The 26,424-nt window shown below is 46.4% G+C and carries 19 protein-coding genes and 1 tRNA gene; 10 read left to right on the forward strand and 10 right to left on the reverse strand.

Annotated features, from left to right (window positions below):
* The first annotated feature begins 65 nt into the window (after positions 1-65).
* The 4 genes from DW657_RS08585 (at position 66) to DW657_RS08600 (ending at position 5,749) form a co-directional block, all read left to right on the forward strand.
* On the forward strand, positions 66-1,520 hold the full coding sequence (locus DW657_RS08585; RefSeq protein WP_118312198.1) for an ATP-dependent RecD-like DNA helicase: 1,455 nt from the start codon (positions 66-68) through the stop codon (positions 1,518-1,520).
* Between the two features lie 184 nt (positions 1,521-1,704).
* Positions 1,705-2,817, forward strand: coding sequence for a GDP-mannose 4,6-dehydratase (gene gmd, locus DW657_RS08590; RefSeq protein ID WP_118312199.1), 1,113 nt, complete (start codon positions 1,705-1,707; stop codon positions 2,815-2,817).
* Positions 2,818-2,851: 34 nt separating this feature from the next.
* Positions 2,852-4,063 carry a GDP-L-fucose synthase gene (locus DW657_RS08595; protein WP_118312200.1) on the forward strand — a complete coding sequence of 404 codons (1,212 nt, stop codon included), beginning with the start codon at positions 2,852-2,854 and terminating at the stop codon, positions 4,061-4,063.
* Between the two features lie 126 nt (positions 4,064-4,189).
* A complete protein-coding gene (locus DW657_RS08600) occupies positions 4,190-5,749 on the forward strand; it encodes a hypothetical protein (protein WP_147381917.1) in 1,560 nt (519 codons plus the stop codon).
* Between the two features lie 111 nt (positions 5,750-5,860).
* Here DW657_RS08600 and DW657_RS08605 read toward each other — a convergent pair.
* The 6 genes from DW657_RS08605 to DW657_RS08630 all read right to left on the reverse strand — a co-directional run bounded on the left by DW657_RS08605 (position 5,861) and on the right by DW657_RS08630 (position 11,359).
* Positions 5,861-5,942 (reverse strand) — tRNA-Tyr (locus tag DW657_RS08605).
* 334 nt (positions 5,943-6,276) lie between these two features.
* Complete coding sequence (locus tag DW657_RS08610) at positions 6,277-7,653, reverse strand: ABC transporter substrate-binding protein (RefSeq protein WP_369973470.1); 1,377 nt, start codon at positions 7,651-7,653, stop codon at positions 6,277-6,279.
* 2 nt (positions 7,654-7,655) lie between these two features.
* The gene (locus DW657_RS08615; RefSeq protein WP_118312215.1) at positions 7,656-8,450 is read right to left on the reverse strand and encodes an ABC transporter permease; all 795 of its coding nucleotides are present in this window, start codon (positions 8,448-8,450) and stop codon (positions 7,656-7,658) included.
* Between the two features lie 23 nt (positions 8,451-8,473).
* The gene (locus DW657_RS08620; RefSeq protein ID WP_233546685.1) at positions 8,474-9,259 is read right to left on the reverse strand and encodes an ABC transporter permease; all 786 of its coding nucleotides are present in this window, start codon (positions 9,257-9,259) and stop codon (positions 8,474-8,476) included.
* Positions 9,260-9,282: 23 nt separating this feature from the next.
* Positions 9,283-10,683: a polyamine ABC transporter ATP-binding protein gene (gene potA / locus DW657_RS08625; protein ID WP_118312202.1), complete on the reverse strand. Its 1,401-nt coding sequence runs from the start codon at positions 10,681-10,683 to the stop codon at positions 9,283-9,285.
* A gap of 133 nt (positions 10,684-10,816) precedes the next feature.
* Entirely contained in the window at positions 10,817-11,359 is a 543-nt protein-coding gene (locus tag DW657_RS08630; RefSeq protein WP_118312203.1) for a hypothetical protein, read from the reverse strand.
* 302 nt (positions 11,360-11,661) lie between these two features.
* Here DW657_RS08630 and DW657_RS08635 point away from each other — a divergent pair, with 302 nt between their 5' ends.
* A complete protein-coding gene (locus DW657_RS08635; protein ID WP_118312204.1) occupies positions 11,662-12,327 on the forward strand; it encodes a SprT-like domain-containing protein in 666 nt (221 codons plus the stop codon).
* A 65-nt stretch (positions 12,328-12,392) separates the two neighbouring features.
* A complete protein-coding gene (locus tag DW657_RS08640) occupies positions 12,393-12,896 on the forward strand; it encodes a thioredoxin family protein (RefSeq protein WP_118312205.1) in 504 nt (167 codons plus the stop codon).
* A 196-nt stretch (positions 12,897-13,092) separates the two neighbouring features.
* Here DW657_RS08640 and DW657_RS08645 read toward each other — a convergent pair whose 3' ends face one another.
* Both DW657_RS08645 and bglX read right to left on the reverse strand, forming a co-directional pair.
* Complete coding sequence (locus DW657_RS08645) at positions 13,093-15,231, reverse strand: M3 family metallopeptidase (protein WP_118312217.1); 2,139 nt, start codon at positions 15,229-15,231, stop codon at positions 13,093-13,095.
* 167 nt (positions 15,232-15,398) lie between these two features.
* Positions 15,399-17,741 (reverse strand): beta-glucosidase BglX, encoded by a 2,343-nt coding sequence (gene bglX / locus DW657_RS08650; RefSeq protein WP_118312206.1) that lies wholly within the window; start codon positions 17,739-17,741, stop codon positions 15,399-15,401.
* A 181-nt stretch (positions 17,742-17,922) separates the two neighbouring features.
* On the opposite strand from bglX, the gene DW657_RS17750 reads away from it, so the two are divergent.
* Complete coding sequence (locus DW657_RS17750; RefSeq protein WP_158577339.1) at positions 17,923-18,087, forward strand: hypothetical protein; 165 nt, start codon at positions 17,923-17,925, stop codon at positions 18,085-18,087.
* The gene (locus DW657_RS08660; RefSeq protein WP_118312207.1) at positions 18,087-19,730 is read left to right on the forward strand and encodes a DUF6377 domain-containing protein; all 1,644 of its coding nucleotides are present in this window, start codon (positions 18,087-18,089) and stop codon (positions 19,728-19,730) included. The genes DW657_RS17750 and DW657_RS08660 overlap by 1 nt, the downstream gene beginning before the upstream one ends.
* A 91-nt stretch (positions 19,731-19,821) precedes the next feature.
* Here the strand turns inward: DW657_RS08660 and DW657_RS08665 are convergent, their stop codons facing one another.
* A complete protein-coding gene (locus DW657_RS08665; RefSeq protein WP_118312208.1) occupies positions 19,822-22,083 on the reverse strand; it encodes a glycoside hydrolase family 3 C-terminal domain-containing protein in 2,262 nt (753 codons plus the stop codon).
* Between the two features lie 208 nt (positions 22,084-22,291).
* On the opposite strand from DW657_RS08665, the gene DW657_RS08670 reads away from it, so the two are divergent.
* Positions 22,292-22,540: a hypothetical protein gene (locus DW657_RS08670; protein ID WP_118312209.1), complete on the forward strand. Its 249-nt coding sequence runs from the start codon at positions 22,292-22,294 to the stop codon at positions 22,538-22,540.
* A 352-nt stretch (positions 22,541-22,892) separates the two neighbouring features.
* Here DW657_RS08670 and DW657_RS08675 read toward each other — a convergent pair whose 3' ends face one another.
* Positions 22,893-24,527, reverse strand: coding sequence for a DUF6377 domain-containing protein (locus DW657_RS08675; protein ID WP_118312210.1), 1,635 nt, complete (start codon positions 24,525-24,527; stop codon positions 22,893-22,895).
* A 227-nt stretch (positions 24,528-24,754) separates the two neighbouring features.
* On the opposite strand from DW657_RS08675, the gene DW657_RS08680 reads away from it, so the two are divergent.
* On the forward strand, positions 24,755-26,424 hold a 1,670-nt coding region (locus tag DW657_RS08680), incomplete at its 3' end, for a SusC/RagA family TonB-linked outer membrane protein (RefSeq protein WP_118312211.1).

Raw genomic sequence — 26,424 nt, forward strand, 5'->3', positions numbered from 1 at the left:
AACGGAGACAACGCAAAATATTTGGTGTTGAAATTATTAATTATTAAAGGATAAATAACAAATTGATGATAATAGACGAGCTAAAATATAAGATATTGCAGCAATTTGGCTTTCCGCCAACCCAGGAACAGGCACATGCCCTGGAGGTGTTTGCTGAGTTTCTTACCGATAGAGATCCGCACGCCGTGATGATTCTGCGAGGTAGTGCGGGTACGGGTAAGACAACGCTCTCGGGTGCCATCGTCAGGACCCTGAAGGAGATTCGTCAGAAGGTGATGCTTCTGGCACCTACGGGTAGGGCTGCGAAGGTATTCTCGCTGAACAGCGGTTCGCCTGCCTATACCATCCATCGCCGTATCTATCGTGAAAAATCGTTTTCGGGGGTAGAGGGACAGTTTAATCTGAATGATAATCTCTATACCGATACGCTTTTCATGGTAGATGAGGCGTCGATGATTGCCAATATGGGATTGGGAGGGATGAGCTTCGGAAGCGGATGTCTGTTGGATGACCTGGTGCATTTCGTGTATCAGGGACGTAACGACCGTTTGCTGCTGATAGGTGACAAGGCGCAGTTGCCTCCTGTCGGCGAGGAGGAATCGCCAGCCCTGCATGCGGCGATGCTGGAGGGATATGGACTGAAGGTGTATGAATGTGATCTGAACGAGGTGCTCCGACAGAGCGAGGAATCGGGTATTCTCTATAATGCCACGATGATCAGACAGATGATTACGCACGATGACATCACCCAACTCCCGAAGATTCATTTCGCTGGCTATTCGGATATCAAACCGATGCCTGGAGCCGAACTGATAGAGGCACTAGCCGACAGTTATCACCATGTAGGTCTGGATGATACCATCGTGGTGACCCGTAGCAACAAGCGTGCAAACATCTTCAATCAGGGCATCCGCAATATGGTGCTGGATAGGGAGGAAGAGCTTTCGCAGGGCGATATCCTGATGATTGTGAAGAACAATTATTACTGGATGGAAGAAGAGAGGAAGAGTAATAATAAACTTCAAAGTAACGATATTCCTGCTTTTCTGGCGAATGGCGATCGTGCGAAAGTGCTGAAGGTGCGCCGCCGCATCGATCTCTATGGCTTCCGCTTTGCCACGCTTCTGCTCCAATTTCCCGATTACGACAATTACGAGCTGGAAGCTACGGTATTGCTGGATACATTGACGAGCGAGGCGCCTGCCCTGACCCATGAACAGCAGGAGCAGCTCTTCCATCAGATAGAAGAGGATTATCAGGATATTCCGCTCAAGGCAGATAGAATGAAGGCAATCCGACAGGATCAGTTCTTCAATGCCCTGCAGGTGAAATTCGCATACGCCGTAACCTGCCACAAGGCACAGGGCGGACAGTGGGCACATGTGTATGTGGATCAGGGTTACATGACGGATGATATGCTCAATCCCGATTATATCCACTGGCTCTATACCGCCTTTACGCGAGCTACGGAAATGCTGTATCTAGTGAACTGGCCGGAGACACAGACGGCTCTTGAGTAGAATCTCATCCCTCTCTGGCTTAGATTCAGATGGGTATAGCTTCGTTTCAAATAGTTTCAATCTTAGGTTCAAACCGGTTCAATGTTAGAGAAAATGGTAAATAAATGACAGAAAGTTTGATAGTCTGAGAAAAAAGTAGTACTTTTGCAACGAATTTATTAATTTATCATATATAAAGAAGTAAATGGAAAATAGAAAAGTAGCTTTAATTACAGGTATCACAGGTCAGGATGGCTCTTACTTAGCCGAATTGTTGTTGAGTAAGGGGTATGATGTTCACGGAACAATCCGTCGCTCATCTACCGATTATCGCGAGCGCATCGCACATTTGGAGGGTACCCCAAACTTTCACCTTCATTATGCCGACCTCGGTGACTCTATGAGCATCATCCAGGTGATGAACAAGGTGAAACCAACTGAAGTTTATAACCTCGCAGCTCAGAGCCACGTACAGGTGAGCTTCGACTCTCCTGAGTTTACTGCCGACGTAGATGCAACAGGTGTGCTCCGTATCCTGGAGGCTATCCGCCAGTGCGGTTTGACCGATACCTGCCGCATGTATCAGGCTTCCACATCTGAGCTTTATGGTAAGGTAGAGGAGGTTCCTCAAAACGAGAACACTCCATTCCACCCTTATTCTCCATACGCTGTAGCCAAGCAGTATGGTTTCTGGATTGTCAAGGAGTATCGCGAGGCATACAATATGTTCTGCTGCTCGGGTATCCTCTTCAATCACGAGAGTGAGCGCCGTGGTGAGACTTTCGTAACCCGCAAGATTACATTGGCTGCAGCCCGTATCAAGCAGGGCAAGCAGAGCAAGCTTTATCTCGGTAACCTGGATTCTCTCCGTGACTGGGGTTATGCCAAGGATTACGTAGAGTGCATGTGGTTGATTCTCCAGGCTGAGAAGCCAGAGGATTTCGTGATTGCAACAGGTAAGCAGCACTCTGTAAGAGAGTTCGCACAGCTGGCTTTCCACCACGTAGGTATCGAACTGAAGTGGGAAGGCAAGAATGAGAACGAGAAGGGTATCTGCGTTGAGGGTCCTGAGGAGCTTATCGGCAAGACTCTCGTAGAAGTTTCTCCTGATTTCTATCGTCCTACCGACGTGGTTAACCTCTGGGGTGACCCAACAAAGGCAAAGGCTAAGCTCGGATGGAATCCTAACACCACATCTTTCGAGGATCTCGTCAAGATCATGGTAGAGAGCGATATGGCCAAGGTGGCTGCCGAGGCTGCCGGTGAGAAGGTTCGCTGCAACCTCGTTGAGTATCTCGAGAAAGGTATTGTCAAGTAATAGTTTTTTCTTGATAAAATATTAAAAGAGAAAAATGTCATTGGATAAGAATTCAAAGATTTATATAGCAGGACACCATGGACTCGTGGGTTCTGCTATCTGGAATAACCTCGAGAAGAGAGGCTATCACAATCTGGTGGGTCGTTCTCACAAAGAACTCGACTTGACCGACCAGTATGCAGTAGAGAAGTTCTTTGATGAGGAGAAGCCTGACGCAGTGGTCTTGGCCGCAGCCTTCGTGGGCGGAATCATGGCGAATTCGCTCTATCGTGCCGACTTCATCATGCAGAATATGAAGATGCAGTGCAACGTCATCAGCAATGCCTATTCTCATGGCGTGAAGAAGCTCCTCTTCCTGGGCTCTACCTGCATCTATCCGAAGGATGCACCGCAGCCAATGAAGGAGGATGTGCTCCTCACTTCTCCGCTGGAATACACCAACGAGGAATATGCCATCGCCAAGATTGCCGGACTGAAGATGTGCGAGAGCTACAACCTTCAGTATGGTACCAATTATATCGCTGTGATGCCAACCAACCTCTATGGTCCGAACGATAACTTCCACCTGGAGAACAGTCACGTGATGCCTGCGATGATGCGCAAGATCTATCTTGCCAAGCTCATCCACGACGGTGACTGGCACAGCATCGAGGTGGATATGAACAAGCGTCCTATCAATCCTACTGACAAGCTCCGTGCCATCATCGGCGAGGGCAATGTAGATGGAAGCAACTCTCATGAGCGCATCCTGAAAGCATTGGAGTTCTATGGTATCTATGATAATAAGGTAGTGCTCTGGGGAACCGGAACACCGCTTCGTGAGTTCCTCTGGAGCGAGGATATGGCAGATGCCAGCGTACATGTGCTCCTGAATGTAGATTTCAAGGATATCATCGGCATTGAGAAATACAGTTCTGTATTCTATGGTGCCAAGGTAGATGGTGCCGTGGATAGAAACAATTCTGAGGGTCGTGGTGGCGCTATCCCATCTTTGGGTGAGATTCGCAACTGTCACATCAACGTGGGAACCGGTAAGGAACTTACCATCCGTGAACTCTCAGAGCTTGTTGTAAAGGCTGTAGGTTTCGAGGGTGAGGTTGAGTTTGATGCCAGCTTGCCTGATGGAACCCCAAGAAAGCTCATCTCAGTAGATAAGCTCCACAGTCTCGGCTGGACTCACAAGGTAGAGATCGAGGATGGTGTGAAGAAGCTCTTCGACTGGTATCAGGAGAGTTTGAAGGACTAAATACAAAATATGGATAGGGAAGAGTAGCGACGGTTGGATCGCTGCTCTTCTTTTTGTAACTTGCCCACCCAGTTACTTAAAAAGTTTAATTTATAATAGTGTTGCGGAATTAAGGCTAACATAAATATGAAAAAGATTATTTTATTCTTGCAGTTGATCTTCTCGATAGGGATGTCAGCGCAGACGACTGTAGAATCAGTCCAAGTTGCGGATATGGATGAAGGTGCCCCCATCTGTGGCAAGTCAATAGATTTGCACAAACGCATTCTCCAGGCCTACAATTGCGATAGTACGCTCATCGTCTTCGCTTGTGATACCACTAAAAAAGGAAAAAATACCGATACTGGCTATCTCTATTCACTAGATGCCAATACCCTGGAAGTGCAATGGCAAAAGTCGCTGAAACTTTCTTTGTCAAAACTCTATGGCGTCTGTTCCAAGGGAGTGCTGCTCTCCTCCACTCTGAAAAGTACTGGCAAGTCGCTCTTGACCTTGTCTGATACCAAGACGGGCCGGTCGTTATGGACGCAGTATCTTTATCCTGTCTATTTCAATGATAGCTTGGATATCGTGATAGGACTAGAGAAAGTGGGAGGTAGCAAGACATACGCTTATCGCCTGAGCACAGGAATGCTGTTGTGGGATGCCGAGATTCCGATGACCAAGAACGTGGGATGGAAAGATGCTTGCATGGTGGATTCCACTCACCTGGTGGTTGTGGGGGATGCCATCAACGAGATCAACATCCATTCGGGTGAAATCAAGAAGGTGAAGGCTGTGACTGGCATCAGTGATACAAAGGGAATGATGGCTTTGGCATTGACCAATGTCTTGTCTGCGGCAGTCACCATCGGATTTAATTCTCCTTTTTATTATTATTATTATAATCTTAATCCATATGTCATTACGGGCTTGACTTCCAATATCCTTCAGGTAGGCTCTGACTTGTATATTAGTGATAGAAAAAGCCTCTATTGTTTGGGAGCGGACAGTTTGCAAACACGCTGGAAGTATGATTTCCAGGACAAGGAGGCTTCTACGGCTCATCTTCTGCTTAGGGATGGCAAGATATTGATGCTCAATTACGGTTATGGCAAGAGTCTTATGAGAGGTACGGTGAAGTGTGGCAAGCCTTTCTTGGCTTCTTTTGATGCACAGACGGGAGATAGGAAGAAGATGTTTCCTTTATACGACAAGAAGCATATCATGAACGACGGAATGCTCACGGAGAGTGGTGTCTTCCTTGCTGGTTCCGACAAGGCTGTATATCTGTCTTTTGCTGATTCTGCTGTCATCAGCAAAGATTGGGATCGCAGTGCCAATGGGGCTTTGACTATGGTGTTGAGAAAACCATTCTATGCGTTTCATGGACTTGCACCAAAGCTGACTTTAGTGGAGGCATTCGACAAGGTATGCCCGATGCTGACCAGTACCAACAAGCTTTTTGTCTTCAATGACAAGTTGGACATTCTTGAATCTTATGATCTCTACGAGACCTTCTCCGTTTGTTTCCGTTTGGATGATGTGCTTTGCATACAAAACAGGGATGACAAATCTAACTTTAGGCTGATTCATCCCGATGGTTCCTCTATCGGAAAACTGAAAGGCAAGCCTGTAGCCGCCCTGCTCAGAGGCAGAAATGTGCTAGCTGTATATGATAATCACCTTACAGTCTTTAGGCTGTAAGGTGCCTAGTGCCCTCTTATTACTGAAATTATGTGGAGATATAAAAACAAAAAATCCGATTCTCATAATGAAAACCGGATCTTTATATCTTTGAGTTATTTTTGGGAAAAGTGGGTAGTGATGGATTCGAACCACCGAAGGCATAGCCAGCAGATTTACAGTCTGCCCCATTTGGCCACTCTGGTAACTACCCAAAAGCTTTTGATTTGCGAACTTTCTTTATTTGATAAAAGCTTTGTTCTTAAAAGCGAGTGCAAAGGTAGTGCTTTTTTTTCATTCCACCAAATTTTTCTGCATCTTTTTTCACTTTTTTCTCAAAAAACTTCATTTTCCCCCTAAAAATAAGGCTTTTGCCCTTTCAGGGCGTCTTATTGACTGCCATTATACCCAGGGTGTTGCCCTGGGCTAGGAGCTTCTGCCCTTTCAGGGCGTGAGGAGTAAAGCATGCTTCTGCCCTTTACCTTTCCCTTCGGCCGGTGACCGTTGGTTCAGGGCGTGAGGGGTATGAGCTTTTATCCTTTTACTTTTTACCCTTTAACTTTTATAATGTGGTGTCTGCGATGTTTTCTCGACAATCTTCTGTGCTTGTAGTGCTCGATTTTCTTGATAGAAACGAAGACGGTTAAGCCCAAGACCACTGCAAGAAGGAAAATCACAATGCCACCACCCAGGTTGTCACCCTTTACTTTCGACCACATGTCCAGAACTTCCGGAGTATGATCACCGGCATCATGAATCATCGCACATCTTGCCACCACTGTGCTGTCAGGATACATAATCGGGTTGAGATGCGCCTTTCTGCCTTCCTCTCCGAAGAAATAAGCTAGATTCACCGTCTCAGGATAAGCCTCCTTGTCGCTCATTGCTTCGAAGACCTTCTTGCCCGCTATACTGCTCACATATCCCGTGGTTTCCATATTGGCGAGAGCCACATCCTCTCGGCAGAGATAGTTGATGAAGTAGGAAGCAGCCTTCTGATTGCGGGAATACTTCGGAATCACCCATCCGTCGAACCATACATTGCTTCCCTCCTTAGGAACTTTGTATCCCAGATCTACGCCCACTTTCCCGGCTTCTTCTATCGCCCAGACCGCATCACCGCTCCAGGTCATGTTCAGATAAGCCTTGCCTTTGGTCATCGTCTCCTTGCCGAAATCTGCTTCCCATCCCTCGATGTTCGGTTTCAGTGCTTTCAGCTGTTTCTCTACGATGGCAACTGCTTTTGGCGAATAATCGTTCATCAGTTCCGGAACGGTCACCTTGCCGGCAGCCAGTTCCTTGCGGTGCTCCCAGATCAGGGCGGTGCCGTAAGAATCGCGGTAGGAATCCTTCATCAGGAGCTTGCCACGATATCTGGGACTCCACAGCGTGCCCCAGGTCTGCGCATCTTTTATAGGTACGTGTACCTTATTATATAGAATACCGCAGGTTCCCCACATATACGGAACGGCATAATTGTGGGCGATTCTGCCATGATTCGAGGTCGCATCAATCTGCTTCACGATGTATGGCGACACGTTCTTGAGATAATTCGGCGTCTTGCCGAAATCGGTGTCGATAGGCAGCAGAAGGTCTTTGCGAAGCATTCGCTCGATGATGTATTCTGATGGGCACACCACATCATAATCTTCGTGACCACGCTCAATCTTGGTGAGCATCACTTCATTGATGTCGAAGGTCTGGTAGATGACGCGGATCTTCTTGCCCGTCTGCTCCTCATACCATTTCGGAAATTCAGCAAGAATATCCTCATCGATGTAATCTCCCCAGTTGTAAACCTTCAGAATCTCCTCTCTGTTCTCCTTGTTGTAACAGGAAGAGAGCGGCAGAATCATCAGCAGGGTCAGGAAGAGAAAAGCAATTGTCTTAACTCCTTTAACTCCTAAAAATATCTTGTTCTTCATTCTTATTTCTTCTTGTTTTTATCCGAACGACGATTGATGATAATCAGCATCACGAGCACCAATACGAAGATGATCGTACTCAGCGGACGAAGTTCCGGCGTCAGACCTCCCTTTCTGGCATCGGCATAGATGAAGGTGGAGAGTGTCTCCAATCCCTCGTTTCCGATGGTGAAGATGGTGACGGCGAAATCGTCGATACTCATCGTGATGGCGAGCATGAAGCCCGAAATCATACCGGGCAGAATCTCCGGAATAATCACCTTGCGCAATGCCTGCATCGGAGAAGCACCCAGGTCGAGTGCCGCCTCATAGAGGTTCGGGTTCATCTGCTTCAGTCTAGGCATCACACTCAGGATGACGTAGGGCAGACAGAAGGTGATGTGAGAGAGAACCACCGTGGTGTAGCCCTGCGGAATGCCCAGCGTGATGAAGAGCAGGAAGAGCGAAATACCGATGATGATGTCGCCGTTCAGAATCGGGATATTGTTGACGAACTGGATGGCGTTTCTCGCATACCGGTTTCTCAGATTGTAGATTCCGATGGCGGTGAGGGTTCCGAAGATGGTCGATACGGTTGCGGTGATCAGGGCGATGGTTATCGTGTTGACGAGTGCCGCCGTCAGCGAGTGGTGGGTTCCCTCTACAAAGAGGTTCTTGTAGAGTTGCAGTGAGAAGCCCGTCCAGTTGCCCATGACCCTGGCCTCGGTAAACGAGAAGATCACGATGATGAGGATAGGGGAGTAGAGCAGCAGCAGGAGCAGCCACAGATAACCCTGACAGAAAATCTTCTTCATCATATCCTTGGTAAACAGTGAATTCGTCATCTGATACCTCCTTCCTGTTTACTGCCGTCGCCTGCTATGAGGGTAGAGGCACCGATGAGGAAGAGCATGATGAGCGAGAGTGCCGCACCATAGTTCCACATCGAGTTGTTGATGTTCTCCTGTATGGTGGTACCGAAGAGCTTGATGTTGTTCATCGTGAGCAGCTCTGAGATGGCGAAGGTTGAGATGGTTGGCATGAACACCATCAGGATTCCGCTTGCCACGCCCGGCATCGACAGGGGCAGTATCACCTTATAGAACTGTTGCCAAGGCGATGCGCCCAGGTCTTCGGCTGCCTCGATATAACTGCGGTCCATCTTCTGGAGGGTGTTGTAGATTGGATAAATCATGAAGGGGATGAAGTTATATACCATACCGAACAGCAGTGCTCCCTCGCTCAGTGGCAGGTCGGCGAAATCGAAGAGTGCCACGGTGGCGAGTGTTCTTACCAGGATGTTCACCCACATAGGCAGGATGAAGAGCATCACGATGGTGTTGGCATACTTCATCTTGGTCTGTGTGAGGATATACGCTGCCGGATAGCCCAGCAGGATACAGAGCAGGGTGTTGAGAAAGGCGATTCCGATGGAATACACAAAGGTATTGATGGCTTCGGGATGCGCCAGGAATTTCTGGAAATTATAGAGCGTGATGTGACCATACTCATCGGTGAATGCGAAGAACACGATGAGCAGCAAGGGCAGCACCACGAAAATTGCCGCGAAGATGGCGTACGGAATCGACCAACTCTGCCGCGAAGAGATAAACTTAATGAGTTTCAATTTCTGATCTGCAATTTTATAATTTAAAAAGTAATATTCTCTCGAGGAATGGTGATTGCTACGTGGTCGCCCAGATCCCATACATCCTGTGTATCCACATAGAGCTTCTCGCCCCAGTCGGTGTCGATGGTCAGGTGATAGTGGTCGCCCTTGTAGAGGATGAAGCTGATGTCGCCCGTAAAGGTTCCTTCGCTCTCGTTGTCGAAGAGTTCGATCTTTCCGAAATCCACGTTGACATTGATCACTTCCTTGCCGTCTTCATCGGTATGAATCAGATTCTTCTTATCCTCCGGAATCTCTATCTGGTATTCGCAGCCCAGGAACTCGATGGTGCCGTCGCCATTCACCTTTGCTTCGAAGGTGTTAGTGGTACGCTCCTTCTTCATAATGTGGATGTTGTCTGGAATCACGCTCATGCCGATGGTCTGTCCCACCTCGAAATGCTTGTAGTTCTGAATCAGAAATTCGCAACCCTTGTCGCTCTCGGCAAGCATCTCGTAGTGTACGCCCTTGAAGATGGATGAGGTAATCTTGCCGACAAACTGGGCGTGCTCTGTGTCGGTGCTCACCTCGATGTCTTCCGGTCTAATCACTACATCTACCTCCTGATTACATCCGAATCCCTTATCCACACAAGGAATCTCCGATCCGGCAACCTTTACCAGACAGTCGTGGATCATCGTTCCGCAGAGGATGTTGCTCTCGCCGATGAAATCTGCCACAAACGAATTGGCTGGTTCGTTGTAGATATCGGTAGGCGTTCCTATCTGTTGGATTTCTCCCTCGCTCATCACCACGATGGTGTCGCTCAGGGTCAATGCTTCTTCCTGGTCGTGGGTAACATATACGAAGGTGATTCCCAGACGGTCGTGCATCTCCTTCAACTCCAGCTGCATGTCTTTTCTCATCTTGAGGTCGAGTGCAGCCAGCGGTTCATCGAGCAGGAGTACTTCCGGCTCGTTGACGATGGCACGGGCGATGGCGATTCGCTGCTGCTGTCCACCCGAAAGCGAGTTCACATCGCGGTATTCGTAATCGCTCATGTTCACCATTTTCAGGGCACGCTTCACCTTAGGCATGATCTGGTCCTTCGGCGTGTTCTTGAGTTTCAAGCCGAAAGCGATGTTGTCAAATACATTGAGGTGAGGAAACAGGGCGTATTTCTGAAACACCGTGTTCACGTTTCGTTTGTAGGGTGGCAGGTTGGTAATGTCGTTGCCGCTGATGGTTATCACGCCTTCTGTGGCTGTTTCGAATCCTGCCAAGAGTCTCAGAAGAGTAGTTTTTCCGCATCCCGAAGGACCGAGAATGGTCATGAATTCACCCTTTCTCACAAAGAGATTAATGTTGTTGAGGGCTGTTTTCTCGCCGAATCTTTTCGACACATTTTGTATGTCAATGATGTGCTGTGCAGTCTTGTTCATTTTATCGTTTAAATTTGGCTGCAAAGTTACTCATTTTCGACAAGAAAATGCTATAAAAATACAAAAAAATAGCCTCTGCAAGTTACAATCCTGTTGCAGAGGCTAAAAAAGTTTGATATGGAGATACAGAAGTCTAAGCTTCTGCATATTTATTCGTAATATATGCAAGATGGGCTGTGTTGTTATGCAAGGAATGTGCCTCGCCCATCTTCTTAAGGAGTATGGTAAGCTGTTCTATGCTTCTGTCGAAGTCATAGGTCTTCCATCTTGTCTTGAAGAAGAAACTCTTTGGAATGGCTAGATAGCTTTCAGCGCTCTTCCAGAAGAGTACAGAGTTTGTATTTGTGTTAATCTGCTGGCAGTCTGCATAGTTAATCACGTAGATATTCTTGTTGCTGCCAATGCATTTTGGGATATAGACGATGCGTCTGTTGGTGATAACCAGTCCCTCTGTCCGGTTATTCCAAATAGAAGTATCGCGAGCCAGCAGGATAATCTCGTCCTGTCTCAACTTGAAGTTCTCTCTAAACATCTCCTCTACTTTGCCAGGAATGTCTAGGATGAAGCAATCTGCATCATTACTCTGATGAATGATCGAAACATCGCCATAGCGATGAGCGCGTACGCCTTCTTCGAAAAGCTTCGTACAATGAAAATCGTAATCGTATCGTTCCATAAGTTCTTCGTTAAAGATTATAAGTCATTTTATCATATTTCTGATAATTGTATTTGCAATAACATCTGTCTTCTGCTAAGTACCAATCATTTACTCTTTCTTGCCTCTCGTATAATATCTTTTTTTTAATAGCCGAGTGCAACGTCTCTTTGGCTGCAAATTTAAGGAAAAAAACGATAGGTTGCAAATTTTTAAGGGATTATTTTCAAAAAAGAAGGGAAATGAAACAAATTGAACCAGTTTGAACCAGTTTTTAGTGATTTGTTTTTGTTTTATGAGCAAAATGCTGTACCTTTGCCGCCATGATTGTAACAGTAGAATGGATGGAAGAGTGGTTTCGGCGTTTCGACCACGACTACTTCGGGGGCAAACTGCCCGTTCCGGAGTTGGGGCTGACCCGTGCCAAGACCCGTTTGGGACAGCTTGCCTACAAGCGTGCCACCCGATGGGGGCGCACCAAACTCTATGATTTCAAGCTTTCCATGAGTACATATTACGATATGACCGACCGACAGGCAAAGAGCGTCCTGCTCCACGAGATGATTCACTATATCATCGGCTTTACCGGTTTGAAGGATACGGCTCCTCACGGCATCGTGTTCAGGGGGATGATGGATAATCTGAACAGGAAATACGGTTGGGATATCCGGGTGATGACTTCTACCAAGGACTGGAAGGTGAGTGAGCGGGTAGAGGAGAGGCAGAAGGCGAAGGGACCGCAAACCTATCTGATGCTTGCCATCGAAATGCAGGATGGCAAGCATTATCTTTCGCGTGTGAATCCCAGCTTTGCCCGCCGCATCGAATCGAAACTGTCTCTGGTTCGCGAGCTCCGTTCTCATCGCTGGTACACCACCCAGGAGCCTTATTTTGAGGATTATCCGCAGGTAAGAAGTCTTCGGGGCAGACGAATCTCGAAATCCGATTTCGAAAAGCTTCGGAATGTGTTGACTCCATTCGAAATGTAAGTCCTGCGATGTATGATTGATAAAATGTATTGTATATAATGAATTTGAAAAAATAAAGATATCGTATGAAAAGAATGATTACCATTGCCTTTATGATGACGGTTGTCGTGATGATGGCGCATGCTCAGGGAGCATTGAAGAGAGTGTATAATGAGACTATCGACCCGATGACTCAGATAGACGAGGGGTTGCAGAAGGCGAAGGCTGAGGGCAAGTTCGTGATTTGTCAGGTGGGTGGCAACTGGTGCCCATGGTGCCTGCGCTTTGCCGATTTCGTAGAGAAGGATACGGCGGTGAACAAGGCGGTGAACGATAACTTCGTGTATCTTCACGTGAATTACAATCCTCGCAAGAAGGAAGGCGATGCTTCTGTTGAGAAGGCTGCGCAGCTGATGAAGCGATTGAATTATCCTCAGCGTTTCGGTTTCCCAGTCTTCGTGGTTCTGGACGAGAATGGAAATGTACTCCATATCCAGGATTCCAGCTTCCTGGAGCAGGGCAAGGGCTACGATGAGCTGAAGACTCTCCGATTCCTGAAAAACTGGACTCCTAAAGCGGTGAAGCAGTAAGGTTTGCATGTAACTTTTATACGCCCTGTTTGCTGCAAAACGCCCTGAAAGGGCAGAAGCTCCTAGCCCAGGGTAACACCCTGGGTTTTTGTAGATGTAAGCCTGTCGCCCTGTAAGGGCAAAAGCTTTATAAAAGAAAAAAGCGTCCTCCTGATTTCTTTTGGGGGACGCCTTTTTTCTTATATGATTTTCTTTCTTACAATCCTCTTGCCTTCAGGAAACCTGAGGCATCAGGTTCCTTCATACCTGTGAAATCGGTGAACATCTCCATCTGGTCCTTGGTGTTGCCACGACTCAGAACCTTATCACGGAATGCCTGACCCACGGCTGGATCCAAGGCTCCATGCTTGGCAAAGTAATCTGCCACGTTTACGGCGAGCACCTCTGTCCAGAGATAGCTGTAGTAACCGGCAGCATAACCGCCACCCCAGACGTGATTGAAATAGGTGGTAGAGTAGCGAGGAGGAATCTGGGAATTGAGCAGACCTACATTGTTGAGGGCTTCCTTCTCGAACGCACCTGCCATATATGGAGATGGAATCTCGTCTGGCGTCAACTCGTGCCAAGCCAGATCAAGGCAGGTAGCTGCAAGGTTCTCACCCAAAGCATAGGCTGGCTGGAAGCTGATGCTCTTCAGCATGCGCTCCTTCAGATCTGCTGGCATCGCTGCACCGGTCTCTGTGTGACGGGCGTAGTGATCGAAGATTTCTGGGATGCTGGCAAATGACTCGTTAAACTGTGATGGCATTTCCACGAAGTCGCGAGCTACAGCTGTACCTGAAAGGGTATTGTAACCGCACTTTGACAACATGCCGTGGAGAGCGTGACCGAACTCATGGAACATGGTGCAAACCTCATCCCAGGTAATCAGGGTAGGCTGACCCTCAGGAGCCTTGGCATTGTTGCATACATTATAGATAATAGGCAACTGTCCCCACTTGTCGCTCTGCTTGGCGAAGGCACTCATCCAGGCACCGCCACGCTTGGTTGGGCGACGGAAGTAGTCGCTGTAGAAGAGGGCGATAGGCTTGCCGCTCTTGTCGCTTACCTCGAATACCTTCATATCCGGGTGATAGGTAGGAATATCCTTGCGCTGTTTGAAGTTCAGACCATATACGCGATGAGCAGCATAGAATACACCGTTTATCTGAACGCTATCCACATTGAAGTAAGGCTTGATTTCATCGTCAGAGATATTGAGCATCTCCTTCTTCATCTTGGCAGAATAGTAGAAGCGGTCGTATGGCTGGAGCTTGAAGTCCTTGCCCTCGCTCTTCTGTGCGTAAGCTTCGATTTCGCGGGTCTCGGCATCTGCCTTAGGAGCGTATTCCTTGATGAGGCTCTGCAGGAAGTTGTTTACGTTCTTGGCTGTCTTTGCCATTGTCTTCTCCAGTGAATAATCTGCATAGGTGCTGTAGCCCATCAACTGTCCCTTCTCGGCACGGAGCTTGGCTATCTCGGTTACGATAGGGAAGGTGTTGAACTTAGGGTCGGTGCCGTCGGCACGGTGGATGCTTGCCATATAAACCTTGCGGCGGAGCTCACGGTTCTGGAGATTGGTGAGGATAGCCTGCTGGGTAGTGTTCACGATGACTATGCAGTATGGAGCCTTGTTGCCCAGGCTTTCTGCGTCTTTCTTGCACTGTGCGATGTCGGCGTCGCTGAGTCCGGCAAGTTCTTCCTTGCTGTTCACCCAAACTACGGCGTTGTTGGTAGCTGCAGGAAGAAGATTGCCAAACTGCTCCTGGAGGTCTGAGATGCGTGTGTTGATCTGCTTCATGCGCTCCATTTTCTCTGGAGAGAGCAGGGCACCTGAGCGGACGAAGCCCTTGTAGATGACTTCGGTGAGTCGCTTGTCCTCGCCCTTGAGTTTGTTGTACTCATGGTCGTAAACGTATCTAATACGTTCGAAGAGTTTCTGATTGAATGAAATCTCGTTGTCGAGGTCGGTGAGCAAAGGCATCACCTTCTTCTGAGCCTCTGCGATTCCAGGAGTCTTGTGTGCGCTGGTAAGACCGAAGAATACATTGGAAACACGATCCAGCAACATACCGCTGTTCTCGTAAGCGAGAATGGTGTTCTGGAAGGTTGGCTTCTTTTTGTTGCTGATAATCTTCTGGATGTTGGCACGCTGCTCCTTGATGCCAGCTTCGAAGGCTGGGAGATAGTCGCTCTCCTGAATCTTGCTGAAATCAGGAGCGCCGAAAGGAAGGCTGCTCTTTACCAGGAGAGGGTTCTGACGCTTGCCTCCTGCATTCTGAGCAAACGATGAGGTTGGCATCTGCAAGAGTGTTGCTGCCAAACCGAGGGTAAGAAATGTCTTGTTAAGTTTCATCATGTTTTTTGTTTATTTATTTTGCAAAGATAATGCAAGCGAGCGCAATGAAAACTTGCTTTCAAATTGCCGAGTGCAGCTTATCTTATGCAAAGATACAACAAAAAGTTGAAAATCAGTAATAATTGAAGCAAAATTTATTGTGCGTTCATTTGCTTTTGGCACAATTATTTAACAGTAAGATTCTGGATCTTTACCTCTTTACTGTTTCCTCCCACCATAATCTGGAAGTCGCCAGGTTCAATCACATGCTTTAATTCTGCGTTATAGAATTTGAGCATTTCAGGAGTGATGTCGAAGCTGATTTCCCTGCTTTCTCCTGCAGCCAGATGGATGCGCTGGAAACCTTTCAGTTCCTTGACAGGGCGAGAGATGCTGGCTACCATATCACGGATATAGAGCTGAACTATCTCGTCGGCATCACGGCTGCCTGTATTCTTTACGTTGATGGTGGCGGTAATCTTCCAGTCATCCATATTGACTTCATGGCTGCTCAGCTTCAAATCGCCATACTCGAAAGTGGTGTAGCTCAATCCATAGCCGAATGGATAGAGAGGACCATTGCTTACATCCAGACAATTGCTGGCAAACTTGGCAAATTTCTGATTGTCATCAGGTACTGGTCTTCCCGTATTCTGATGATTGTAGTAGAGAGGCTCCTGTCCGGTTGTCTTTGGCATGGAAGTGGTGAGCTTACCTGATGGAACCTTGTCGCCGAAGATGACGTCGCAAAGTGCATCTCCCACTTCAGAACCACCAAACCATACGTTCATGATGGCAGGAATGTGTTCATTCTCCCATGACAAAACCGTAGGGCGACCGGCAAAGTTGAGCAATACGACAGGTTTTCCCATCTTTGCGAGTTCAGCCAGAAGTTCCTGCTGCACATCAGGCATTTCCAGATTAGTGCGGCTTGCGCATTCACCGCTCATGTCGGCAGTTTCGCCCATGGCGCATACTATCACATCTGCTTCCTTTGCTATCTGCAGTGCCTCGTTCTTCATCTTTACCTCATCTCCCCAGGCAATAGACTTGCCCTGTTCGCCGTTCTTCTGAAGTTCCCTATCGCGCCAGATATTGCTGCCCTGTGCATATAATAAGGTGGCTTTGCCATCGAGCGCTTTCTCCATGGCTTCCTTGATAGTAGTATATTTCTCTGGAGCCTGAGCTACACTCCATGTGCCGGCAATATTGTTGCGGGTATCTGCAAGAGGACCAATCAGCGCTATCTTTCCCTGTTTCTTCAGAGGAAGAAGATTTCCTTCATTTTTCAGAAGCACGAAGGTCTCGGCTGCTACGTCGCGAGCTATCTGTCGGTTTTCGGCAGAGTAGATGTCGGTCTTGTTTCGCTTGGCGTTGCAATAACGGTAAGGATTGCTGAACAATCCCAGTTTGTATTTTGCCTCGAGGATGCGGCGGCAGGCAGTGTTGATATCTTCCTCCGTCACCTTGCCCTCTGCCACGCTTTGTGCCAGATGCTTGACGAAGGCATTGGAGCACATATCCATATCCGTACCAGCCAGGAGTGCCTGTTCTGATGCTTCTTTCAGATCCTTGGCAGTGCCGTGGTTCAGAATCTCGGCGATAGATGCATAATCGGTTACCACGAATCCCTTGAATCCCCATTGTTTTCTCAAGACATCGGTCATCATCCAGTGGTTGGCGGTGGCAGGGGTATAATCTATCAGGTTGAACGAAGACATTACGCTGCCTACGCCAGCCTTTACCACGGCTTCGTAAGGAGGCAGGTATTGGTTCATCATGCGTATGCGACTCATATCTACGGTGTTGTATTCCTTTCCGCTCTCCACGGCTCCGTAGAGGGCAAAGTGCTTGAGGCACGCCATGATTCTATCGGCTCTCAATATCTCCTCTGTGCGCATGTCGGCGCCCTGGTAACCCTGTGTGAGTGCTGCACCCATCACGCCGCTCAGGTAAGGATCCTCTCCGTTGCCCTCGCTGATTCGTCCCCATCGGGCATCGAGTGCAATATCTACCATAGGCGAGTAAGTCCAGTTGATTCCTGCAGCACTGGCTTCCTTTGCCGATACTTCGCCTACCTTCTTCATCGCTTCTGTATCCCAGGAGCAGGAGAGGGCGAGAGGGATAGGGAACATGGTCTCGTAACCATGGATTACGTCCATGCCCACCAGCAGCGGAATGCCCAGACGGCTGTTCTTGATGGCGATGTCCTGGAGAGCCTTGATTTTGTCGAGTCCCTTGATGTTAAATACGCCGCCCATGTTGCCTTTTGCAATGTCGCCACCCACCTGGGTGTCTAGGGCTCCACCGGTAGTGATATCGCCAGCCACCATCAGGTTGAGCTGACCGATTTTCTCCTGCAGAGTCATCTTTGCCATCAGCTGGTCGATATACTCCTTCATCGGCAGGATTTTACCTTTTTGAGTTGTTGTAGCAACTTTCTTCTTGCTGGCGGGTGTATGGGCGATGGCAGGAACCATCAGCGAGCCAGCCAGCAGAAATGATAGTGATATGAATGCTGTTCTCATGTTTATAATGTTAGTATGGTTATTATGCAACTTATACCATTGCTGGTATTGTTTTGCAAAAGTAATAAAAAAACTTGAGCCCACATAGCATAAAGGGTGAAAATGTGGATTGTTTTTTCTGTTAAAGAAGAAAAAGGAGTTGATAATGATGTCGTTATGAATTGGCGTGCCAGATGAAAAAGTGGATGTAAAACAGCAGAAAAAGGCAAAAAAATATCCTTATGTTTTGGCATTATCTGAAAAAATGATTATATTTGCATCGGCATTCTGCAAAGGAAGTCAAAAAGTTGAAAATGATTTAAAAAAAATCAAACCTATATACAATTTCTTAAAGCGTAACAAATAATGAAGAATAGATGGTTCTTACTGATATGCTTGTTGCTATTGACGCATATAGCCAATGCTGCAAAGTATAATTTAGATTCTCTTTATCAATGTCTGGATGAAGCCATTCTGCAGTCGCCTCGTTATGTGGCAGTGCGTGAGGGACGTATAGCCAAACTTGCAAGTCAACTGAATGCTTGCAAGAATGATGGAGCAAGGTACCAAATGAGTTTTGCTCTTTTTCAGGAGTATCAGGCTTATAAAAACGATTCAGCCGTGAGTTATCTGAATCGTTGCATTGCCTTGGCTGAGCGTATGGGCGATCAGGCAAAAAAGGGCAATGCTATATCGCTGCTTGCTTTTCAGAGTTCTACTATAGGTGATTATGTGGAATCGTATAGTCTGCTGAACAAGATGGATACTACTAAGCTTGATGCAGAAGGGTATCGCAACTATCTTTGGGCTGGTCAGCATCTTTATGGAGAGCTGGCTTTTTATAGCAATGTGCCGTCATTGAAAGAGCATTATGCACAAAAGGCGCAGGTGATGAAGAAACAGATAGCCAGGATTTTTTCGCATACAGACGATAGATACCTGCAGATGATGGAGGAAGACTGTCGTAGTGCTAACGACCTGAAGGGTGCTTTGTTTTATAGCAATTTGCGTATGAAGCAGGTAAAGCCTGGAACGCATGAATATGCTATCGTGGCTTACTATAGGGCGGTGATCTGCAAGCAGCTCAATAAGGATGAGGATGCCATCTATTACCTCCTTGTCTCGGCTCTTTGTGATGTCCGTACGGCGGTGATGGATCAGGGCTCAATGTGGGAACTTGCCAATCTTCTGAATCAAAACCAAAAGGAGTTTGCCCATACCTATACTTACATCAAGTTTGCATGGAATGCAGCCCGCATTTTCAATACCGCTCTTCGAAGTCGCCAAATCATGCCGTTGCTCTCTGCCGTTGAGGGTACTTATCAGAAGGAAATTACGCAGAGTAACCGGCAGCTTAAACTGATGATAGCAGTATCTGTAGTACTTTTAGTATTAGTATGTACCCTGCTTCTGTATGTAAACAAGCAGCGCCGTCGTCTTGCCTTGGCTCATAAGGAATTGGAAAAGGCGAATAAGAATCTGGAACAAACCAATAGGGAATTGCAGCAAACCAACAGAAACTTAGAGCAGGCTTATGGTAGCTTGAATGAGAGCAATAAGATGAAAGAAGTCTATATTGGCCGATTCTTGCGTCTCTGTGCTATCTATGTGGATAAGATAGAAACCATGCGCAAGCGCGTGGTGAAGCTGGTCAAGCAGCGTGAGTTGACCAAATTGATAGATATGATGCAAACCGATCATGAGTATATCGGCGAGTTATACGATTACTTTGATGCTGCGTTTCTGAAACTCTTCCCTGATTTTGTGGAGGAATTTAATGCTCTTTTGAAGCCTGAGGAGCGTATCGTCTTGGAGGATGACAGTAAACTTTCTACCACCATTCGCATCTTTGCTCTTATTCGCCTGGGTATCGAAGATAGTTCTAAAATCGCAGAATTTCTGCATTATTCGGTAAACACCATTTATAATTATCGTGCCAAGGTAAAGAATGGAGCCATCTGTGAAAGAGATGAATTTGAAACAAAGGTAAAGCAGATTGGAATGAGATGATATTCGGTATAAGTTTGGCGCAAACTTATACTGGGTGATAAAAAAGGTTCCTTGTGGAGTTTGAAAATCTCCAAAGGAACCTTTTTTTGTTTTATTTCAGTTCAAACGCCTTTTTGAGTTTCAGCTGATCGGAAGCATTTCCGACGAGTGCCTCAAACTTGCCTGCTTCTGCCTTCCAGGATGCAGCTGTTTCATCATAGAAGCTGAGTGCCTGCTTATTGATAGTGATGTTTACATCCTTGCTCTCTCCCGGCTGCAGGTAAACCTTCTGGAATCCCTTCAGCTCCTTGTAAGGGCGATCAACAGAAGCCTTTACATCATGGATATAGAGCTGGATGGTTTCTGCACCGGCACGTTTGCCAGTGTTCTTTACATTCACGGTAAAGGTGATAGAGTCATTCAGATTCATCAGATTCTTATCACTGCGAAGATTAGAGATGGCAAACTGAGTGTAGCTCAATCCATGTCCAAAGGCGAATGCTGGCTTGATGTTTTTCTTATCAGTCCAACGGTAACCTACGTAGATGCCTTCCTTATACTCCTCATCAATGATGTTGCCCTCAGTCTTGGCTCCACCTTCCTTGCGCCAGGTGCCCGGATAGGTGTTTAATGCGTGGGCACCCACTTCCTGCAATGAGTTTACCCATGTGAATGGTAATTTGCCGCTAGGATTCTTGTCGCCGGTGAGGATAGAAGCCAGAGCTTTACCGCTTTCGCTACCGATATACCATCCCTGAATGATGCCAGCCACTTTTTCTTTCCAAGGCATAGCCACAGCATTACCTGAGATATTCACATAGATGAAGTTCTTGTTGGCTTTAGCCAAAGCCTCGATGAGCTTGTCTTGAGCGTATGGCAATTCAAGCTGTTTGCGGTCGTGACCTTCGCAATCCTGATAATCACTCTTGTTCAAGCCGCCAAACATCACCACGTAATCAGCATGCTTGGCTTTTTCTACGGCTTCGGCTATCAGCTCAGCCTCGCTGCGTTTGTCCTCCAGATTCTGTCCGGTGGTTACGCCATTGTAATTTCCGCTTACATCGCCTACATAACCTCGGGCAAACTCCACTTCCACATTATCTTTTTCCAGTCGAGATTTTAATCCGTCGAGTGGCGAAATCTCCCGCTGTACCTTGAGAGAAGAGCTGCCTCCACCCACGGTCATCATCTTCACGGCATTTTCTCCTACTACCAAAACACGTTGTGCTTTCTGGGTATTGATAGGAAGCACATGGTTCTTGTTCTGGAGTAGTACGATGCCTTCTTCGGCAATCTGTCTGGCTGCAGCATAGTGGCTGTCAGAACAGAGGAAACCATGAGGACGGTTCGGATTCATGGTGGTGCGATAGAAGAGGCGCAATACGCGGCGCACCTTTTCATCCAATTCCTTGGTGGTGTATTTACCTTCCTGGATACCTTTTGTATATGGTACGGCAAGGTAGTAATTATCGTAGGCATTGCTGGCACCCATGGTCAATCCGTTCGTCCATGTGCCGAACTCTATGTCGAGCCCGTTCTTCACGGCTTGGTCGGTATCGTGTGCGCCTCCCCAGTCGCTTACCACTACGCCGTCATATTTCCAGTCGCCCTTCAGAATCTTGTTTAGTGTCCACTGGTTGTGGCAGTTGTGTTCGTTCTTGTAGAGATTGTATGCGCCCATGATTCCCCAAGTCTTACCTTTCTCTACAGCAGCCTTGAAGGCTGGGAGATAGATTTCATGGAGGGCACGGTCGCTCACGATGACGTTTACCTGATGACGGTATTCCTCCTCGTTATTGAGGCAGTAATGCTTTACGCAGGCTGATACTCCCTTAGACTGTAATCCTTGGATATAAGGTACAACCATGATGCTTGCCAGGTAAGGATCTTCACCCATATATTCGAAGTTGCGTCCGTTCAATGGGGTGCGATAGATGTTCACGCCAGGACCTAGAATCATGTCTTTTCCTCGATACAAAGCCTCTTCGCCTAATGATTCTCCATAGATTCTGCTCATCTGTGGGTTCCAGGATGCTGCCAGGCAGGTGAGGGCAGGGAAGGCTACGCAGGAGTCATTGGTTTGGCCAGCCTGCTCCCATTCGTCCCACAATACATCAGGGCGAACACCATGAGGACCGTCATCTGTCCAGAAGTCAGGAAATCCCAAACGGGGAACTCCTGCAGAGGAAAACTTACTCTGTGCATGAATGATGCGAATCTTCTCTTGAAGTGTCATTCGGGCAATGGCATCGTCGATGCGTTGTTCTACAGGTTTGGTGTTGTCGAGATAGACAGGCAACTGACCAGTTTGTTGTGCGCTGGAGGTGGCTATAGCCGCCATCGATAGTGCGCAGGATAGAATGAAGTGTTTCATGTTTCTTGTGAATATTATTTCTTATGAATATTAAATTGTTAGTTATGAAAATGCATATCTGTCATTTTCGGTTGCAAAGTTACTAAATAATAAGGTATAAACCGAGTGCTTGCAAAGAAAAAGTGGAAAAATATCATCTGTGATTTTTATAAGTGCTTGATAAAAAGTGAGGTGTGAAAAATAGAAATGTGGCTAAAAGTGGAAGAAAATGAAAATGAAGAATGCGCAGCCGGGTGATGAGGTAACTTACAATGGCCATTATCAGAACACGGGTATCTTCCTCTTGAAGTATTTGGGCCGCCCAGGTGGAGGAAAGGTACTCAACAAGGCAAAGACTGCATACGATGTGCTTGGTATACCTGAGCGTATCCAGTGGACGGAAAGCAAGAAATACTTGCCAATCCCTCAGGATGAAATAGAGGCTGCTAAGGGTACTTTAAAGCAGAATGAGTATTAATAGTCTGTTCTCCTAGTAATAAGTTATGTTCGGCACTGTTGAACCTATGTTCAGCAGTGCTGAACTTATGTTTCGCAGTGCTGAACTTATGTTCAACACTGCTGAACATAGATTTCTTCGTAGTTTAAAAACTTTTATTCCTAGGAATAAGTGATAATATAAAAAAGAGTGTGAGTTTTCTCGGATAGAAGACTCACACTCTTTTTTTATGTCATTACTCTGCATTCATATATTACTCAGCTTTCAGTCCCATAGACTTGATATATCCAGCTTGAGGCACGAATTCTGAAACTTGGCATTCTCAACGTTCTGTAATAAGCCCCTTTCTAGATTTGATATTCTTGAGTGGATCTTATGCGATTATCATACAGAGCTTGAGTACGTTCTCCTCGAAGTGCTCCTTGTCTATGGCATTGTTCTTGAGTATGGAACGATAGTTATATACAGTTTGTGGTGAATAAGACAAGATGCCGGCAATCTTGGAACTTTCAGTAATGCCTAATCGCAACAAGGCGCACACACGAAGGATGGGTGGCATTTCCCCATTCTCTTTCAGTTGGATGTGTGCCGATTCGGTGAGTTGCTGGTTCAGCTCGTTTACAAAAGTTGGGTATAGAGATAGGAATGCTTTGTCGAATTCCGTCAAAAACTCCTTGTTTTCTTTCTCTGTATTGGTTGAGGAAGAAAGGAGGCTCAGAAGTTCCTTGCTTTGGTTGGCTTTTATCTTTCTTACTACCAAGGTGCGCAGTTTGCTGTTTCTCTCTATATTCTTATAACACAGGTCAATATACACCTTTACCAGTCTTTCGCGCTTCTGGTTGGTATCCTTCAGTTCGTCGTTGATGAGATGCAACTGTCCATTGAGAATTTCCATTTTTGCGGATGTTGCTGTGATTTCATCTTTCTTTTGTTTCAGCAGCCTGTTCTTCTTGCGGATGAACAGGCTGCTAATACCTACTCCAAGTAGGAGCAGGATAATGACCAATAGGGCGATGTTGAGCAATCTGTTAGTTGTTTTGATGTCATCTGTATAGGCATTGGTAATCAATTGTAATTTGGATGAAATCTCAATGCGGCGCAACCGGCTTTTGTAGGTATAAGCATCTTCCAGGGATAGGTTGATGTATTCCTGGGCTTTGTTCAGACTTCTGGTCTTATGTTTGTAGATGAAGAGTGCGATGTCTTGCAGAGCGACATTTTCTTTTGTGGCAGAAGTGATGTCTGAGATGGCTGCAACCAGGAGGTAATGCTCCATTAGCTCTAGGTTGTTGGCTTTCTGATAGACCTCTGAAAGCGCAAAGGCGGTCATGGCATGCAGACGGCTGTTGGCCTTTTCCATACTCAGTGCCTTTTTGTAGTATTGGATGGTCTTGTTATTGTTGGGATGATTGCTGAAATAGTATAATTCTCCCATCAGGTAGTAATAGAATGCATCTTTCTTTGGCGACAGTTCTATTGCTTTCTTCAGGTATTCCACTTTTTTCAGGTCGTAATTCTTGCAGAATTCATTGTTTTCACAGTAGGTTGACCAGTTGTTGTATAGTCCATACATTGTATAATAGTATAGAAACTGATAGTCACGTGGTTCTTCCTTAGGTTCTATCTTCTGAAGAATTTCCTTTGCTTCTGCATAGAATCCACGTGTGATCAATAACCTGGTTTGGCTAAGCTGGAATCTTTTGTTAAAAAAGATATTGTTACTCTTTTGGGCAAGGATAAGACCTTTGTTTACGTAGGTCATCGCCGAGTCGTATTCGTAGGCTTTGTATTCGTTGGCGAGTTGTTCGTATAGTTTTAATTTGTCTTCGTTGCTGGTAACATACTTGGCTCCTTGCTTGATTTCGTTTAAGCTTTTCTCTTTTAACTCTACATAATGGGCACGTTGTGCCAGGGCAGCATCCAGCTGCTTGTATAGCTGGTTGTTGTCTCCTTTTATGTATATCGGCTGTATCATCAGGGTGATGATTATAACGATAAGATGTCTCATATTTCCTATGTTTTTAGATTCCGCTGCAAAAATAATAAAAAACATTGAGAATCTCGCATCTACTAGCCGCTTTTTTTGAGAATTCGCAAAATATTGATATTCAGAGCTGTGAGATTGGTTCTAGATACCGACAATCTACCAAAAGCCTACTATTCGCACCAACTTATTGATTTTTGCCGTACTTTTGCGGCAACAAACAATTTTAATCATAATAAACCTATTAAATTATGGATAAAACGAACTTATCAAAGAAAGCAGGTCTGCTGATGGCAGGATGCTTGATTACTTTAAATGCTTTTGGTCAGGCAACCATTAAAGGACAGGTGGTGGATGCCACGGGTGAACCTGTCATTGGTGCAAGTATTCTGGTGAAGGACACCAAGAATGGAGCGGTATCTGACTTGGATGGCGGTTACACACTTAATAATGTAAAGGATGGAGCCGTCTTGGTATTCTCTTATCTGGGATATCGTACCCAGGAGATTCCGGTAAAAGGAAATCATGTTATCAATGTAACGCTGAAGGAAAACGATGAGGTGCTCGATGAAGTGCTTGTCGTTGGTTATGCCGTGGGCAGCAAGCGCACGGTGTCGGGTGCTGTCGATCGCATCAAGAAAGAAGATATGAACAAGGGTGTGGTAACCAGTCCTGCCGAGGCCTTGAAGGGTAAGGTAGCTGGTGTTGTCATCTCTCAGGCAGGTGGTGATCCTACCAGTTCGCCAAGCATTCGAGTTCGTGGTACTTCTTCTCTTTCCGGTGGAAACGATCCGTTGGTTATCATTGATGGTGTCTTTGCTGATATGACGATGTTCAATTCCCTGGCTCCTGGTGATATTGAGAGTCTGACCATCCTGAAGGATGCTTCAGAGACGGCTCAGTATGGTTCACGTGGTGCTTCCGGTGTCATCGTTGTTACCACAGCCAAGGGTAAGCTGGGATATTCCAGCCTTAGCTACAATGGTCAGTTTGGTGTAAACACGGTCTATAAAAATCTGGATATGATGTCGGCTTCCGAATATCGTGAGACAGCCAAGTCCTTGGGATTGACCTATACCGATATGGGTGGCGATACCAATTTCCTCGAGGAGATTGAGCGCAATACGGGTCTTACCCAAAATCATAATATTTCTTTTTCTTCTGGTACGGATACATCCAGTCTGCGTGCTTCTTTGGGATTCATACTCCGTCAGGGAGCCTTGAAGAATTCTGATATGAAGAATTTTACAGCAAAGCTGGATGGCACCCAGTATCTCTTCGATAAGCATCTGAAGCTGGAACTAGGAATGTTTGGCTCTCAGCGCAACAGCAATATCCAGTATGATATGCACAAGATGTTCTATTCTGCCACAGCTTACAACCCTACCTATCCACATGTAAGAAACAACAAGGGCGAATGGGATGAGGACTTGCTTGCCAATGAAATCTGGAATCCACTGGGATTGCTCGATATTGATGACTTCTACAAGGATGCTTCTGTCAATGTTCATGGCAAGGCAACTGTCAATATCATCGACGGTCTCTCTGTAAGTGCCTTTGGTTCATATAACTATTGGAACCGTGACAATAAGTTCTATATTCCTAACAACATCCAGATGGGTAAGTTGAATGGTAATGGATGGGCTTATATCGCCAATACCAACCGCAAGGACTATATGGGCAATATCATGGTGAATTTCTCCAAGGATTTCGGCAAGCATCACATTGATGCCTTGGCTCTGATGGAGGGACAGAAATATACCTATGACTGGAACTCACAGGAGGCACATGGATTTGATACCAACTATTTCAAGTTCAATAACATGAAGGCCGCTGCCAATGTGAGCTGGGGTAATCTGCAGTCTAACTACACCGAATATACCCTGAGTTCTTATATCAATACTCTGTTAATTCTTATGTA

The organism is Prevotella sp. AM23-5, assembly GCF_003473645.1.
Taxonomy (GTDB): Bacteria; Bacteroidota; Bacteroidia; order Bacteroidales; family Bacteroidaceae; genus Prevotella; species Prevotella copri_A.

What these genes read in the sequence shown, in the direction of transcription:
- DW657_RS08600 (WP_147381917.1), top strand. Translation starts at nt 4,190, where the DNA reads ATGAAAAAGATTATTTTATTCTTGCAGTTGATCTTCTCGATAGGGATG.
- DW657_RS08640 (WP_118312205.1), top strand. Translation starts at nt 12,393, where the DNA reads ATGAAAAGAATGATTACCATTGCCTTTATGATGACGGTTGTCGTGATG.
- DW657_RS08585 (WP_118312198.1), top strand. Translation starts at nt 66, where the DNA reads ATGATAATAGACGAGCTAAAATATAAGATATTGCAGCAATTTGGCTTT.
- potA (WP_118312202.1), bottom strand. Translation starts at nt 10,683, where the DNA reads ATGAACAAGACTGCACAGCACATCATTGACATACAAAATGTGTCGAAA.
- DW657_RS08610 (WP_369973470.1), bottom strand. Translation starts at nt 7,653, where the DNA reads ATGAAGAACAAGATATTTTTAGGAGTTAAAGGAGTTAAGACAATTGCT.
- DW657_RS08630 (WP_118312203.1), bottom strand. Translation starts at nt 11,359, where the DNA reads ATGGAACGATACGATTACGATTTTCATTGTACGAAGCTTTTCGAAGAA.
- DW657_RS08660 (WP_118312207.1), top strand. Translation starts at nt 18,087, where the DNA reads ATGAAGAATAGATGGTTCTTACTGATATGCTTGTTGCTATTGACGCAT.
- DW657_RS08615 (WP_118312215.1), bottom strand. Translation starts at nt 8,450, where the DNA reads ATGATGAAGAAGATTTTCTGTCAGGGTTATCTGTGGCTGCTCCTGCTG.
- DW657_RS08665 (WP_118312208.1), bottom strand. Translation starts at nt 22,083, where the DNA reads ATGAAACACTTCATTCTATCCTGCGCACTATCGATGGCGGCTATAGCC.
- DW657_RS08670 (WP_118312209.1), top strand. Translation starts at nt 22,292, where the DNA reads ATGAAAATGAAGAATGCGCAGCCGGGTGATGAGGTAACTTACAATGGC.
- DW657_RS08595 (WP_118312200.1), top strand. Translation starts at nt 2,852, where the DNA reads ATGTCATTGGATAAGAATTCAAAGATTTATATAGCAGGACACCATGGA.
- bglX (WP_118312206.1), bottom strand. Translation starts at nt 17,741, where the DNA reads ATGAGAACAGCATTCATATCACTATCATTTCTGCTGGCTGGCTCGCTG.
- DW657_RS08675 (WP_118312210.1), bottom strand. Translation starts at nt 24,527, where the DNA reads ATGAGACATCTTATCGTTATAATCATCACCCTGATGATACAGCCGATA.
- DW657_RS08645 (WP_118312217.1), bottom strand. Translation starts at nt 15,231, where the DNA reads ATGAAACTTAACAAGACATTTCTTACCCTCGGTTTGGCAGCAACACTC.
- DW657_RS08635 (WP_118312204.1), top strand. Translation starts at nt 11,662, where the DNA reads ATGATTGTAACAGTAGAATGGATGGAAGAGTGGTTTCGGCGTTTCGAC.
- gmd (WP_118312199.1), top strand. Translation starts at nt 1,705, where the DNA reads ATGGAAAATAGAAAAGTAGCTTTAATTACAGGTATCACAGGTCAGGAT.